At 70.0% G+C, this 12,851-nt stretch carries 13 protein-coding genes and 1 pseudogene; 8 read left to right on the plus strand and 6 right to left on the minus strand.

Features of this window, described 5'->3' with window-relative positions:
- Nucleotides 1-42: 42 nt before the first annotated feature.
- Complete coding sequence (locus tag IT184_15550) at nt 43-534, minus strand: hypothetical protein (protein ID MCC7010222.1); 492 nt, start codon at nt 532-534, stop codon at nt 43-45.
- A 291-nt stretch (nt 535-825) separates the two neighbouring features.
- Here IT184_15550 and rsmH point away from each other — a divergent pair, with 291 nt between their 5' ends.
- Nucleotides 826-1,740 carry a 16S rRNA (cytosine(1402)-N(4))-methyltransferase RsmH gene (gene rsmH / locus IT184_15555; GenBank protein ID MCC7010223.1) on the plus strand — a complete coding sequence of 305 codons (915 nt, stop codon included), beginning with the start codon at nt 826-828 and terminating at the stop codon, nt 1,738-1,740.
- 265 nt (nt 1,741-2,005) lie between these two features.
- Nucleotides 2,006-2,548, plus strand: coding sequence for a Uma2 family endonuclease (locus IT184_15560; protein ID MCC7010224.1), 543 nt, complete (start codon nt 2,006-2,008; stop codon nt 2,546-2,548).
- 41 nt (nt 2,549-2,589) lie between these two features.
- Here IT184_15560 and IT184_15565 read toward each other — a convergent pair whose 3' ends face one another.
- Nucleotides 2,590-3,249: a hypothetical protein gene (locus tag IT184_15565; protein ID MCC7010225.1), complete on the minus strand. Its 660-nt coding sequence runs from the start codon at nt 3,247-3,249 to the stop codon at nt 2,590-2,592.
- Between the two features lie 715 nt (nt 3,250-3,964).
- Here IT184_15565 and IT184_15570 point away from each other — a divergent pair.
- Both IT184_15570 and IT184_15575 read left to right on the plus strand, forming a co-directional pair.
- Complete coding sequence (locus IT184_15570; protein MCC7010226.1) at nt 3,965-5,725, plus strand: hypothetical protein; 1,761 nt, start codon at nt 3,965-3,967, stop codon at nt 5,723-5,725.
- A gap of 17 nt (nt 5,726-5,742) precedes the next feature.
- The gene (locus tag IT184_15575; GenBank protein MCC7010227.1) at nt 5,743-6,510 is read left to right on the plus strand and encodes an ABC transporter ATP-binding protein; all 768 of its coding nucleotides are present in this window, start codon (nt 5,743-5,745) and stop codon (nt 6,508-6,510) included.
- A 124-nt stretch (nt 6,511-6,634) separates the two neighbouring features.
- Here the strand turns inward: IT184_15575 and IT184_15580 are convergent.
- Nucleotides 6,635-6,905, minus strand: a pseudogene (locus IT184_15580) (DUF3303 family protein).
- A 228-nt stretch (nt 6,906-7,133) separates the two neighbouring features.
- On the opposite strand from IT184_15580, the gene IT184_15585 reads away from it, so the two are divergent.
- Complete coding sequence (locus IT184_15585; GenBank protein MCC7010228.1) at nt 7,134-7,691, plus strand: DinB family protein; 558 nt, start codon at nt 7,134-7,136, stop codon at nt 7,689-7,691.
- Here the strand turns inward: IT184_15585 and IT184_15590 are convergent.
- Nucleotides 7,636-8,061, minus strand: a complete 426-nt coding sequence (locus IT184_15590; GenBank protein ID MCC7010229.1) for a group III truncated hemoglobin — start codon at nt 8,059-8,061, stop codon at nt 7,636-7,638. The two genes, IT184_15585 and IT184_15590, sit on opposite strands and share 56 nt — an antisense overlap.
- Nucleotides 8,062-8,551: 490 nt before the next feature.
- Here IT184_15590 and IT184_15595 point away from each other — a divergent pair, with 490 nt between their 5' ends.
- Together IT184_15595 and IT184_15600 are read left to right on the plus strand one after the other, a co-directional pair.
- Nucleotides 8,552-9,079: an SRPBCC family protein gene (locus IT184_15595; protein ID MCC7010230.1), complete on the plus strand. Its 528-nt coding sequence runs from the start codon at nt 8,552-8,554 to the stop codon at nt 9,077-9,079.
- Between the two features lie 33 nt (nt 9,080-9,112).
- Nucleotides 9,113-10,504, plus strand: a complete 1,392-nt coding sequence (locus IT184_15600; GenBank protein MCC7010231.1) for an alkaline phosphatase family protein — start codon at nt 9,113-9,115, stop codon at nt 10,502-10,504.
- A gap of 108 nt (nt 10,505-10,612) precedes the next feature.
- Here IT184_15600 and IT184_15605 read toward each other — a convergent pair whose 3' ends face one another.
- Complete coding sequence (locus IT184_15605) at nt 10,613-11,782, minus strand: hypothetical protein (protein ID MCC7010232.1); 1,170 nt, start codon at nt 11,780-11,782, stop codon at nt 10,613-10,615.
- Between the two features lie 104 nt (nt 11,783-11,886).
- Nucleotides 11,887-12,003 carry a hypothetical protein gene (locus tag IT184_15610; GenBank protein ID MCC7010233.1) on the minus strand — a complete coding sequence of 39 codons (117 nt, stop codon included), beginning with the start codon at nt 12,001-12,003 and terminating at the stop codon, nt 11,887-11,889.
- 146 nt (nt 12,004-12,149) lie between these two features.
- Here IT184_15610 and IT184_15615 point away from each other — a divergent pair, with 146 nt between their 5' ends.
- Nucleotides 12,150-12,752, plus strand: coding sequence for a redoxin domain-containing protein (locus IT184_15615; protein ID MCC7010234.1), 603 nt, complete (start codon nt 12,150-12,152; stop codon nt 12,750-12,752).
- The last annotated feature ends 99 nt before the right edge of the window (nt 12,753-12,851 follow it).

Below are 12,851 nucleotides of genomic sequence, written 5' to 3' on the forward strand. Positions count from 1 at the left end.
CGAGCTGAAGGTCCACGCGAAACCTCGGCGAGCCAGAGCCCGCTACTTCAACTGCGGCAGGAGCGTCTTCGCGAGGTTGATGACGTTCGGCTGGATGGACGCGGCCGTGCGGCCCATCGGCACGTCCATCTGAATCGTCATGACGTGCGTGCCGGCGCGAACGTACAGCTCGGCCCATTCTCCCCGGTTGTCCCTGAAGTACGCAGCCTCACCCACGCCCGGCACCGGCACCCAGGTCTTGTTCCGCTGCTTCTCGAAGTAGGCCGCGGTGAACGGATCGACCTGCAGCGTGATCCCTCCGTACGTGCACTCCGATCCGTTCGCGCCGAGCGCGCTGCCGTTGGGCGGAACGCGCATCACCAGATCGAGCGCCTTCTTGTCGTACGCCGTGACTTGCGTGACGAGTTGGCTCGTGAGCAGCGAGCAGGCGCGATTGGCGGCCGCCGGCGCCGTGCTGCGGCCCGCCTGGCCCGCCGCGGTCTCTGAGGCCAGCCCGACCACCGCGGGCAACACGATCAGCGATCCAAGACGCACGGGTCCTCCTGTTCGATGAGGCGAGCGAGCGCGTCGACGTCGCCCGCTCGATCGACCGTCGCGATTGTAGCTCGGCGGATCGCGATCCGCTTTCTGGCGTCACGATGAAGACCGGCCGCTGATGGACTTCACGCCTTCATCCACCGCATATCCGCCATTCCGGCACATCGCGGGCGAGCGACAGCGCCTTGCAGGATTGATCACGTTGCCGATCGCTCGGCAGGCTCTCAGTGGGAGGCCCGGCCCAGACCGATGCGTCGCTCAGCCCGGCACTGCCACAATGGTGAGCCGATGTCCGCGCATGCGTCGACCTCGCATCGTCCGATCATGCCGGCCGAGGTGCTTCGGTTCCTTCGGCCCACCGCCGGCGACGTTGTCGTGGACTGCACGCTCGGCGGTGGGGGACATGCCGAGATCGTCCTGCCGTGCCTGCGGCCCGGCGGCCGGCTGATCGGGCTCGACGTCGACGGCGGCGAGCTGGCGCGCACCACGGACCGGCTCCGAGGTCTGGGCTTTGGCCCGGACGTGTTCACGCCGGTGCACGGCGATTTCCGCGGGCTGCCGAACGCGCTCGCTGGCGCCGGCGTGAGCGCGGTGCAGGGCGTGTTCGTGGACCTCGGCGTCTCGTCCATGCAGGCGGCGAGCCCGGCGCGCGGGTTCTCCTACAAGGTGCCGGGCCCGCTCGACATGCGCTTCGACCCGACGCGCGACGAGACGGCCGCCGACCTGCTCGCACGATCGACGGAGACCGATCTCGAGGCGATGCTCGCGGCTCACGCGGACGAACCGCATGCCGCGCTCATCGCCAGCCTGCTGAAGCGAGCGCCGCTCCCTACCACGCAGGCGCTCGAACGGCGTGTCCGGCTGGGACTTGCCGGCGCGCTGCCGGGGATCGGCAAGCCCGCGCTGAAGACGTCCGTCCGCCGCACGTTCCAGGCGCTGCGGATCGCGGTCAACGACGAGCTCGCGGCGCTCGACGCGTTGCTCGCCTTCGTGCCGCACGTGCTCGCGCCAGGTGGCCGCCTCGTCGTGCTCACGTTCCACTCGGGCGAGGATCGCCGCGTGAAGCAGGCGTATCGCGCCGGCGCGCGCGCGGGTCTCTTCGCCGCGGTGTCCCGGACCGTGACGCGATCGTCGAAAGACGAAACGCGCGCCAATCGCCGCGCGTCGTCGGCCAAGCTGCGCTGGGCCATACGCGCGCGGTGACGGCCTGCGCCATGCCGGGCGTGGCCGGGGCGGCCGCTCGCCGTGGCCGTCGTGCGGCTGGCACCGCTGCTTCTCGAGCATCCGTGGGAGTGCGACGTGCACGAGCGCGGCGGCTGGTAACCAACGTTCCCGTCGAGTAAGACGCCGCGCCCCTGCGGCACCACATGCCAGCCATCCCGGCAGGTCGCCGTGCGGGCAACATCCCCAGCCTTCGCAGTTGATCTCCAACGACGACGATGGCATCGTCGTCGGAAGGATGGGCGTGATGAAGGCACATGAAGCTGTCGTGAGCTATCTCGACGGTGCTGAGGATCGGCGGAAGCGCGAGCTGATCTGGGGCGTGGTTCGCGAGCCGCCGGCACCGTTCTGGCCACATCAGGAGGTCGTCACCCGCGCGACGGTGCTCCTTTACCAGCACGTGGCGCCGCGCGAGCTCGGGAAGGTCACCGGCGCGCCGCTCGACGTCGTGCTCGACGGCAGTCGCGGTCTCATCGTACAGCCCGACGTGGTGTTCCTGTCGACCGAGCGGCTGCGTCTCGTGCGCCATCAGGTGTGGGGCGCGCCCGATCTCGTGGTGGAAGTCGAATCGCGCGGCACGCGCCGGTACGACCGCGTCTCGAAGCGCCGATGGTACGGCGAGTACGGCGCCCGCGAATACTGGCTGATCGACGTGGAGCGCCGTGCCATCACGGTCGTGCGGTTCGGCGAGGACGGCGTCGAGACGTCGCGGACGTTCCGCGGCCGCGCGCGGATCCGATCGACGGTGTTGCCAGACTTCGCCGAACCGGCGGCGGCGTTCTTCGACTGACCGATCGTGCGCCGGTCAGCCTCGACCGCGAGACTGTTCCCCTAATCTCCGCCCGCGCCCTTGAAGTGATCGGCCTCGTCGGCGAACAGCACGTTGAAGGTGGTGAGCGAGCCGTAGCACCCGCTGACGTAACTCTGCAGCCGGATCTTGACGTCGTCGGGCAGCTCGGACGCGTTCACCTGCTGTTCGAGCGTGCGCAGGCGATTTCTGAGCATGACGATCTTGTGGAAGAACGTCTCGATCGGAATCGTCTTCTCCTGCAATGCCGAGTTGCCTGGCCGGAGCACGAGCGTGCCGCCGCGCCATTTCTCGGCCGGCACGACGGCTGAGATGCCGGCCTCTTCACGGATGACGCGTCGCAGGAGCAGTTCGAGATCGGCGGCAGTACCGGGAGGTGTCGTCATAGGGTCGGCGGTCCGTTCGCGATCGGCGACGATGGGGAAGGGCGCGCGGTCGGATGGACGACGCTCGCCGTAGAGCGGCGTGGCCGGCGGAGCAGTCGGGGCCGGGTTCGAGGCACCGATGCGGGGGCCACCACGGTAGTGATGGTCGCTCCCACAGTAGCCGCACGTCACCCGCAGCGGCCAGCCGTTCGCGTCCACCGCGACGATCGTGTGGATCCGGTCGGTCTTGCAGACGCGGCAGTGGTCTTCGATCGACTCCCCGGCACGGCGCCTGTCCGGCGCGGGCGGCGTGGACATGGAGACCCATGATGCCATGCGACGGGTCACGGGCGCCCGGCGCGCGATGTCCGCGCTGACATCCAGTCGATCCGGCCGCCTCATCGCTCCGAAGTACCGATGACCGTCACCGCCATCGCGCGGCCGTGCATCGAGTTCGCTGGTAAGTCCTTTTGTAACAGACGGTTGCGGCGAAGCATCCACGTGTGATCGCCAGACGAGATGGGTGTCGGTGCCAGCCAAGTTGGGTGCGAGCGCCAAACAAGACGGGTGCGAGTGCCACACGAGATGGGTGTGACTGCCTGAGCCGATGGGTGGGCGTGGCGGCGACGTCGAGTGACGCCGACGTCGATGTCGGGTGGGCATGCGATTCACGATGGGTGAGCGCTTCGGCGAAATGGGTGCGCACGCTCGCCAAGCCGGGTTGTACGTCGGGGGAACGTGGGTAGTGGTGCGGTTCGCGATTGGTGAGCCCCGCGCGTGAATGGCTGACATCGCCGGACCGGATGGGTGCGAGCACGAGCGTGGATGCCTTGGGCCGGGGGGAGTCGATAGGTGTTCGCCGGCGCCAGGCGGGTAGCCGTCCGAACTCAACAGGCCGAGCGCGGCGTCGGTTCGTCGAAGGATCCCGAGGAAACCAAGCCGTACCGGCGGCGTCGCCCCGGTCTTGCGGAGCCGCCGCGGGTGTGAGGCTCGGAGCTGGCGGTCCGGGATCCGGGCATCCCGGCGACAACCGGTGTCTAAGTTCCCAACCGACGTCATGACCTCGCCGCCCGGGCAGCTTCGCGCGCTGACTGAGGTGTTCTTCGCACGGTTCTTCGAAAGCGAGAACACGGCGAACCGTACGGACCCCACGCGGTCGTTCCTGTGGCTGGTCGGCATCGTCAGCGGTCCCGGCATCCTGTTCGCGTTCTATCGGCACTTCGAGTGGGAATGGGTCGCGCGGTCGCGGAACGAGCTCGCGCTCGATGCGATCGCGCGCGCTGACGTGACGTCCTATCTCGTCTGGACGTGCGCGGCGGTGGCGGTGGTCGCGGCCGGGCGCTGGCCGACGCTGCTGCTCGACCAGCGCGACGCGCTGATTCTCGGCGCGCTGCCGGTGCGAAGGCCGACGATGCTTCTCGCCAAGCTCGTCGCGCTCGGCCGCTACACCGCCCTCCTGGCGATCGGCATGCACGCGGGCGCCTCGCTCCTGTACGGCATGGGCCTCGGCCTCGTGCGCACGCCGACGGCCGCGACACGAACGTTCCTCGCGCACTTCGCCGCCAGTGCCGGTCTCACGGTGTTCGTCATGGCCGTCGTGGTCACGATTCAGGCCGCCGGCCTCCTCCTGGTCGGACCACGCCGGTTCGTGCGCGCGTCGACGACACTGCAGATGGCGTTCGTCGGTCTGGTGCTGCTCGTCTGTGTCGCCACGCCCGGCGCCGCCGAGTTGAATGCGCCGGGCTTCGCTGCCGCGCCGTCCGGTCAGGCCTGGCTGCCGACGCTGTGGTTTCTCGGCATCTTCGAGGTGGTCGCCGGCACGCCAGCCCACGCGCTGCACCGGCTCGCTGGTGTCGGTGCCGCCGCGCTCGCCGTCACGTGCGCCGTGGCTCTCGTGGCCTTCCCGCTCGCCGGTCACGTGGTGCTGCGGTCGATTGCGGCGTCGGCCGCGCCGTCGCTTCCGTTGCTCCGGCGGCTGACCGCACAGGTGCCGCGGCTCCTCGCCGGCGAGTCGCCGGTGCGCGCCGCCGTGCAGTTCGCGCTCGCCTCGCTCGGACGCGCGCCCGCCCCGCGCCTGGTACTCGCGCTCGCGTACGCGGTGGCGATCGCCGCGCTCGTGCCCGCGTTCGCGCACCTTCACGCCGGTGACGCCGCGCCGCAGGGGATGTCCACCGTTCCAGAGCTCGCCTTCCCGTTCGTCGTCGCCTTCTTCACGCTGCTGGGTTTTCGGATCGCCATCAGCACGCCGGTCGAACTGCAGGGCCGCTGGCTGTTTCTTCACGTCGACTTCCCGCCGCTCGCGGGCCGAACGGCGGTCTGGCGTCTCCTGTTCGCGCTGGCCGTCGTGCCGTGCGTCCTATTGACCCTTGCCGTCGGCGCGTCGTTGTGGGGACCGGCGTGGGGCATCGCGCGCGCCGCCGTCGCCTTCACCGCCGGCATCTTCGCGCTCGAGATCTTTCTCTGGGGTTATGTCGGGATGCCGTGCTCGCGGCCGCCGGCGGCCGAGGGCTTCAGAAGCCGCTGGCTCGCGTTGCTGCTCGGCCTCGAGCTCTTCTGCTATGAATCGGCCGCCGCGCAGCTTCGCTGGCAGAACAGCCTTGGACCGATCGCGGCACAGGCCGCGCTCTTCGCCATCGGGGCGGTGGTGGCGCACGCCGGTGGGCGCTGGGCCGCGATCACCAACGCGGACGTCGACGATGATGACGCCGTCATCCGGCTGAATCTCGAGGTCGTCGGACGAGCCGTATCTTCGACCGCGAGACCGGCCGCGGCCAACGGCGCACGAGGCAGGTGAACCACGCAGGAGGACGCATGCTCGAGGTTCGTGACGTCTCGAAACGCTACGGCGCCTTCACCGCGGTGCGGCACGTCAGCTTCGCCGTGAAGCCCGGCGAAGTCCTCGGCTACCTCGGGCCCAACGGGTCGGGCAAGTCCACGACCGTCCGCATGCTCGTGGGGCTGATGCCGCCCACGAGCGGCGCTATTCTCCTCGATGGTGAGGACATCCATCGCGATCTCGTCGCATACAAGGCGCAGATCGGGTACGTGCCGGAGGAGGCACACGTCTACACGTATCTCACGGGGCCCGAGTACCTGCGACTGAGCGGCCGCCTGCGGGGCATTCCCGACGGCCTGCTCGACCGCAAGATCGATCGTCTGCTGAACCTGTTCGAGCTCGATACCGACTACCACGCGCCGCTGTCGTCGTTCTCGAAAGGGATGCGGCAGAAAGTGTTGCTGTCCGCCGCGCTCCTTCACAACCCCCGGATCGTCGTCCTCGACGAGCCGGCGTCGGGGCTGGACGTGTCGACGGCGCTCGTGCTGCGCACGGTCGTACGCTCGCTGGCCGACGACGGCCGCATCATCTTCTACAGCTCGCACGAGCTCGACACCGTCGAGCGCATCAGCACGCGCGTGATGATCCTGCACGAGGGGACGGTCGTGGCCGACGACTCGCCACAGCGGCTGCGCGAGCTGGCGCACGTGCCGTCGCTCGAAGACGTCTTCGCCAAGCTGACCGTGCGCCAGCAGCTCGACGAGATCGCCGGGGGCGTCATCGAGGCCGTGCGCCTGCGATAGGACGGCAAGGCAGATCGAGCCTGATGCTCCCTCGCGGCGGCGCGTTGCCGCGTCTGCGACCCTCGCGCTGGCCGACGCGCTCGAGGGTGCGTTGCCGCCCCGCCGGCCACGGAGCGCTGGAACGCTAGCGCCCGCCGAGCAGGCTGCCGAGCTGCTCGTCGTCGATCACCGGTGTGACCTCGAACTTCAGCAGATCCGACCAGCTCAGCGACCACTGGGCCAGGAGCGCCGGGTCCGCGGCCTCGGAGATCGTCCATCCGCGATTGCCGGCCACGTCGTGCCAGCGGGCCAGCAGCTTCACGCCAGGCGGAGGCGCGCCGTGCGACTGTTTGAACCGCGCGATTGCTGCGTCACGTTGACCGGGGTAGCACCGTGTATTCCGTGATGAACCGCATCGGACCTCCTCGCGCTCAGGGCGAACGGCCATGGTACCGGCGAAAAGCTGTCGGCCGGGGGACGCATCCCAGCACGGCATCTTCATGACGTCGGCGCTGGAACCGGCGCATGCGCGACCGCGTGGGGCCACGGGTTCCGCGATAATGGCAGCCACCGCGTCTTCCCGTGCGCCGCCGCCGTGGCGGGCGCCGGCCCGGCCGCGCCGAACCTGTACCTGACGAGAGGCCATGCGACCTGAGTTGGCGGCGATCGTCGGCGAGCTCGAAACCGCGCAGGCCAGGCTGGCGCGGCTGGCGGCTGCGACGCCCGGCGAGCGCTGGTCCGAGCGCCACGACCCGAACCGCTGGTCGATCGCCGAGTGCGTCGCGCACCTGAACCTCACGAGCCGCGCGTTCGAGCCGCTGATCGTCGCGGCGCTGCGGGATGCGCGATCGCTCGGCCGGCCCGCGCGGCGGCGCTACCGGCAGGACGCGGTGGGGTGGCTCGTCGGCAGGGTGGTGGGGCCGATGCCCGCCGCACTACGCCGGCTCGCTGCCGGCCGTGTGCGGGCCCCGGCGCCGTTCGTCCCGCAGGGCGCGCTGCCGCGCGGTGAGGTCCTGACCGAGTTCGAGACCCACCAGGCACGGCAGATCGCACTCACGGGCGAGGCCGAAGGGCTGCCGATCGACGAGGTGTGGATCCTCTCCCCGTTCGACGGCCGAGTCCGCTACACGCTCTTCTCGACGCTCGTCATCCTCGCGCGCCACCAGCATCGTCATCTTCAGCAGGCCGAGGAGGTGTGGTGAGCGCCATCGGGATGTGATGCTGCATGACGGCTGCGATGCGCGCCGCGCGCGCCTTTGCCGACTCGGCGCCCGGGCCCTCGAACAGCGCGTCCACGGTCGCGTCGAACAGCGCGAGCCATCGCGTGAACTCGCGCGGGCCGAGCGGCGTCATCCGCGCGAGCCCGACGTGCGCGCCCATCGGATCGCCGCGATAGGCCGCCGCCCCGAACAGCACGGTCTGCCAGAAGTCGTACATCTTCGGAAGGTGCGCGGCCCAATCCACGCGCGCGACGTCGTCGAAGATCGGCCCGAGGACCTCGTCGTCGCGTACGCGCAGATAGAAGGCGTCGACGAGCTGCTCGACGTCGCCGCGGGTGAGAAGGTCGTCCATCGTCTTCACCATATCGCCTGAGCGAACGGGCCGCCAGCGGCTGGCCCGAGCGGCGCCGCGCGGCTTGCGTCGCGGGGCCGTCCGCGCGTATTCTGCGCCGACCGTGACAGGCCACCGCGATCGCCGCGCGTCTCGCTCGGCCGGCCGCCGTTCGATCCGGTCGCCATGTCGGCCAGTGCGCAGGGTGCCGTTCCGTCGCCGGCCGGACCGCGGGCCGGGACCGTTGGAGCGATCGTGTTGAATAGAAAATGGCATCAGGCGCACGTCATGCCCAAGAACGCGAGCATGTCGGCGCGCGTGCGGTGGCACGTCGGTCACGCGCGGGCGTGCGGCTGCCGTGAGATGCCGAGCAGCATCGTCGAAGAGCTGCGGCGGCTCGGCCGGCCGGTGCCTCCGCGACGCTCGCCGGCGAGTCGAGCGAAAGCCGACGCCTGACGCGCGCGCCGCAGGGCATCCCGCGCGCCGCGTCAGCACTGCGAGGAGTCGATCCATGTGGCTCGCGCTCGTCATCGTCCTCGTGGCTCCCATCGTGGTCGTCGCGGGCATCGCCGCGCTCAAGCCGAAGACGTTTCGCGTGGAACGGCGCGCGCGGATCGACGCCGCGCCCGAGCGCGTCTTCTCGTTCTTGAACGACTTCCATCAGTGGCCCGTGTGGTCGCCCTGGGAGAAGCTCGACCCGGCGATGCGGCGCACGCACCGCGGCAGAGAGCGCGGCGCCGGCGCCGTCTACGAGTGGGACGGCAACAAGAAGGCGGGCAGAGGCCGGATGGAGATCCTCGAGGCGGTGCCGCCCTCGAGGCTCGTGATCGGGCTCCACTTCCTGGCGCCCTTCGAGGCCCACAACACGACGGAGTTCGTCCTGACGCCGGCCGGCAGCGGCACCGACGTGACGTGGGCGATGTACGGTGTGAGCCCGTTCCTGATGAACGTGATGACGGTGTTCACGTCGATGGACAAGCTGGTCGGCAAGGACTTCGAGGCCGGCCTCGCGAACCTCGAGCGTGCCGCCGGAGCGTAGGAGCCGATCCCCGTGCCGTCGATGACCATGACCATGACCAAGTCCCCCGTGCTCCGCTGGTCGGCCGCGCTGATCGTGTCGGCGGCTGTCGCGGCCTCCGCCACGCTGCGATCGGCGCCGCAGACGCCCGCGGCGCCAGACCGGACGGCGCACGTCGTGCTGATCACGCTCGACGGGTTCCCGGCCCTGGCGCTCGACGATCCGACGAACGCCGTGCCAACGCTCAGGAAGCTCGCGGCGCGCGGTGCCATCGCGAAACGGCTCCGGCCGATCGATCCGACCGTCACGTGGCCGAACCACACCGCCATGGTGACGGGCGTGCACCCGGACAGGCATCGCGTGCTCTACAACGGCCTGCTCGTCAGGGAGCCCGGCATGCCACCGCGCACCGAGCCATGGCGCGACAAGGCCGACATGGTGAAGGCGCCGACCGTGTACGACGTGGCGCACGCCGCCGGGCTGACGACCGCCCAGGTCGACTGGGTCGCGCTGTGGAACGCGCCGACGATCACGTGGGAGTTCCGCGAGCGGCCGAGCCTGAACGAGTCGATCCCGCGCGAGATGGTACAGGCCGGCGCGCTCACCGCGGATGACGTCGCCCAGTTCGGCACGCGCAGCATCGTCTGGCGCGACGAGATCTGGACCCAGGCCGCCGAGCACATCCTCCGCACGCACCGGCCGAACCTCCTGCTGTTCCATCTGCTGACGCTCGACTCGACGCACCATCGCTACGGACCCGGCACGCTCGCGGCGCAAGCCGCCATGGCGCACCTCGACGATCAGGTCGCGCGCATCGTCAAGGCCGTGGACGAGAGCGGGCTGTCCGAGCGCACGACGTTCATCATCGCGTCGGACCACGGCTTCAAGCGCGTGAAGCGGCAGGTGCGGCCGAACGCGGCGCTCGCGCAGGCCGGGCTCATCGGCGCCGCCGACGGCAAGATCACGCGCGCCGACGCGTACGTCGTGCCGGAGGGCGGCACCGCGTTCGGCTTCGTGACGCGGCCGGATCCGGCTGGCGACGTCCTGAGGAAGGTTCGAGCCGCCCTCGCCGGCATCGAGGGCATCGAGCGCGTCGTCGAGCCGGCCGATTACCCGCGCTACGGCCTGCCGTCGCCCGCTGCGAGCGATCAGATCGGCGAGCTCGTGCTGGTCGCGAAGGACGGGTACGCGTTCACCGGCGCGGTCGAGCTGCCGGTCGTCGTCGACGCGACCGAGGGGAGCCTCGGCGCGCACGGCTACGTGACGAGCGATCCGGACATCCAGGCGATCTTCATCGCGGCCGGCCGGGGCATCGCATCCGGCACGAGGCTCGAGACGGTCAACACGATCGACATCGCGCCGACGATCGCCCGGTTGCTCGGCCTGCCGTTCGGTCCGGTGGACGGCCGCGTGCTCACCGACGTGCTGCGCGTTCCGGCCCCCTGACGCGCGAGCCGCACGCGGCTGCGGCCAGGCCGAGCGCGCCTTCAGGCGCACATCGCGACGACGCCGGATGCGGCGAGCGCGCCGGCACCCGCGGAGACGCCGCGGAAGTCAGAACATCATGATGCCGATGCCGCCGCGAATCGGCACGACGCGGCGTCCGACCTGGCTTTCGATCGTCAGAAAGGCGCGCGGCGTGACCGTGACCTTCAGTCCGAGGCGGCCGAACACGTGCGTGCGCGTGGTGGTGATCGTGTCGGTGGAGAAGCCGTCTATCGGCAGCTCGGCTGGCGATATCGTGACCCCCTGCGCGCGGTACCCGTCCCGATCGCGAGTGGTCAGCGGACCGGGCGCCGGCGGTCTCGCGGATCGTTCGTCGTACGAGGACTGCACGTTGACCGCCAGTCCAACGCCCACGTACGGCTGCCAGCGCCGGTCCGGCCACGGCGAGTACAACTGCGAGATCGACGGCCGCAGCAGACGGTAGTGATGCTCGTACCAGATCAGCGTGTGGCTGGTCGCCGTCTCGACGATCTGGCCGTCGAACGTATCGGTGCGGTCGTAGCAGAGGCACGCAATCTCGAATTCGGTCGCCGTGCGCGGCGTCCATCGCCAGGCGACGGCGCCCTCGAGCGACGGCGCGTCCCTCGGGGCCGCGTAGCCCGGCGAGTTGAGCGGATAGCGCCCGGGGCCGAGGTCGAGCCGGACACCGCCGAATGCGAACGTGACGTCCGCGCGAGGCCGCTGCCGCAGCACGGTGCCGGCCTGACGCGCGAACACGACGGGCGCACGCTGGTTTCGCCAATCGATGTAGGCGCCGATCAGCGAGAACGTCAGCACGTTGCTCACGAGCGCGCTGGCGCATCCGCTCGCGTCGTGGCATCCGCCGGCGAGCACCGCCGCGCCGAGCCCGGCGCCGACGGCACCGCCCTTCAGGAACCCGTCGCGCACCGGGTCGGCCTCGAAGCGGCGGACTTGCTGCACGTCGCCGGCGTCGATGCGCTCGTCGTGGCCTCGAACCGACAGCACGAGCCCGGTCGGCATCGCCGCGCGAAGACGGCCGCGCAGCCAGCGGTTCCGGACGTCGACGATGTCGACGCGGTCGCCAGTCCGAAGAACACCGGCGAGCTCGACGAAGTCGCGCACCGGGATCTCTGGAGCCGGCGGCGTATCGCTCTGTGCGCCAGCCGCCGCGGGAGCGGACTGCGCGCTGGTGCTCGCCGGCGTCAGGACGACGATGGCGAGAAGCAGTGCGATGGAGAGCAGTGCGGGCCGGCCCATCGGTATGTGAGCTCGTTCGGCAGACGCTGAATGTCCATCGTGCAAGCCCACGACCACCTCGTCCGGACCGAGGGCGCGCCCCCGTCGGCTCGTCGAATCGTAGCTCACGAGAAGTTTCCGGAGGGCCCCGGCGTTGTCGCCCGAGCGCCCACCGCTGATGCGACGATGTCGACGAGGCGCGGCCAATGGGCGCCTCGCCAGTACGGCCGCCTGCAGTCCATGCATTGCCAGAAGTCGTCCTGACCGCCGCCTTCGCCGGCAATGGTGAAGCGTCGCGATGGCCGTCCGGCCGTATCGGTGCGGCGGGAAATGCGATAGGCTCGTGTCTCTGAGGTGCCGCCCGCACCTCGCCCAAGGAGGTCAGTTGATGCGAGCGTTTCTGGCGTTCGGACTGGTGGTGTGTCTCTCCGGCGCCGCCATCGCGCAGGCGCCACCCGCTGCGGCGCCACCGGTGCCGACCGTCGTCAAGGTCGGCGACATGGCACCGGACTTCACGCTGCAAGGCACCGACGGCAAGACCCACAAGCTGTCGGACTACCGCGGCAAACAGGCCGTCGTGCTCGCCTGGTTCCCGAAGGCGTTCACGGCAGGGTGCACGATTGAGTGCAAGTCGCTGGCGGACAACGGCGACAAGATCCAGAAATACCAGGTCACCTACTTCATGGCGAGCGTCGATCCGCTGGAGGACAACATCAAGTTCGCCAAGGCGACGTCCGTCACGCTGGGGCAGGGCGCCAACGCCCGGGTCGTCGAGAAGAAGGAAGCGGACTTCCCGATGCTGAGCGACCCGACCAAAGTCACCGCGCGCGCCTACGGCGTCGTGGACGACACGCACCCGTCAGCGATGCGCTGGACGTTCTACATCGACAAGACCGGCCGCGTCGCCGCGATCGACACGGCGGTGCGTCCGGCGACGTCGGCGGAAGACATGCTGGCGAAGCTGGCCGAGCTGAAGATCCCGCTGAAGTAACCGCTGCAGCAGTCGTGGCCCCGGGGCTTCATCAGCCCCGGGCGCCCTCTCTCCAGGACAAGCGCACACCGATCCGGCGCGAAGCGGCCTCGCGCGCGT

The organism is Acidobacteriota bacterium, from assembly GCA_020853395.1.
Taxonomy (GTDB): domain Bacteria; phylum Acidobacteriota; class Vicinamibacteria; order Vicinamibacterales; family SCN-69-37; genus JADYYY01.

Coding starts and splice junctions, on each gene's coding strand:
- rsmH (MCC7010223.1), top strand. CDS start 826: ATGTCCGCGCATGCGTCGACCTCGCATCGTCCGATCATGCCGGCCGAG.
- IT184_15560 (MCC7010224.1), top strand. CDS start 2,006: ATGAAGGCACATGAAGCTGTCGTGAGCTATCTCGACGGTGCTGAGGAT.
- IT184_15565 (MCC7010225.1), bottom strand. CDS start 3,249: ATGTCCACGCCGCCCGCGCCGGACAGGCGCCGTGCCGGGGAGTCGATC.
- IT184_15575 (MCC7010227.1), top strand. CDS start 5,743: ATGCTCGAGGTTCGTGACGTCTCGAAACGCTACGGCGCCTTCACCGCG.
- IT184_15585 (MCC7010228.1), top strand. CDS start 7,134: ATGCGACCTGAGTTGGCGGCGATCGTCGGCGAGCTCGAAACCGCGCAG.
- IT184_15590 (MCC7010229.1), bottom strand. CDS start 8,061: ATGGACGACCTTCTCACCCGCGGCGACGTCGAGCAGCTCGTCGACGCC.
- IT184_15595 (MCC7010230.1), top strand. CDS start 8,552: ATGTGGCTCGCGCTCGTCATCGTCCTCGTGGCTCCCATCGTGGTCGTC.
- IT184_15600 (MCC7010231.1), top strand. CDS start 9,113: ATGACCAAGTCCCCCGTGCTCCGCTGGTCGGCCGCGCTGATCGTGTCG.
- IT184_15605 (MCC7010232.1), bottom strand. CDS start 11,782: ATGGGCCGGCCCGCACTGCTCTCCATCGCACTGCTTCTCGCCATCGTC.
- IT184_15610 (MCC7010233.1), bottom strand. CDS start 12,003: ATGGACTGCAGGCGGCCGTACTGGCGAGGCGCCCATTGGCCGCGCCTC.
- IT184_15615 (MCC7010234.1), top strand. CDS start 12,150: ATGCGAGCGTTTCTGGCGTTCGGACTGGTGGTGTGTCTCTCCGGCGCC.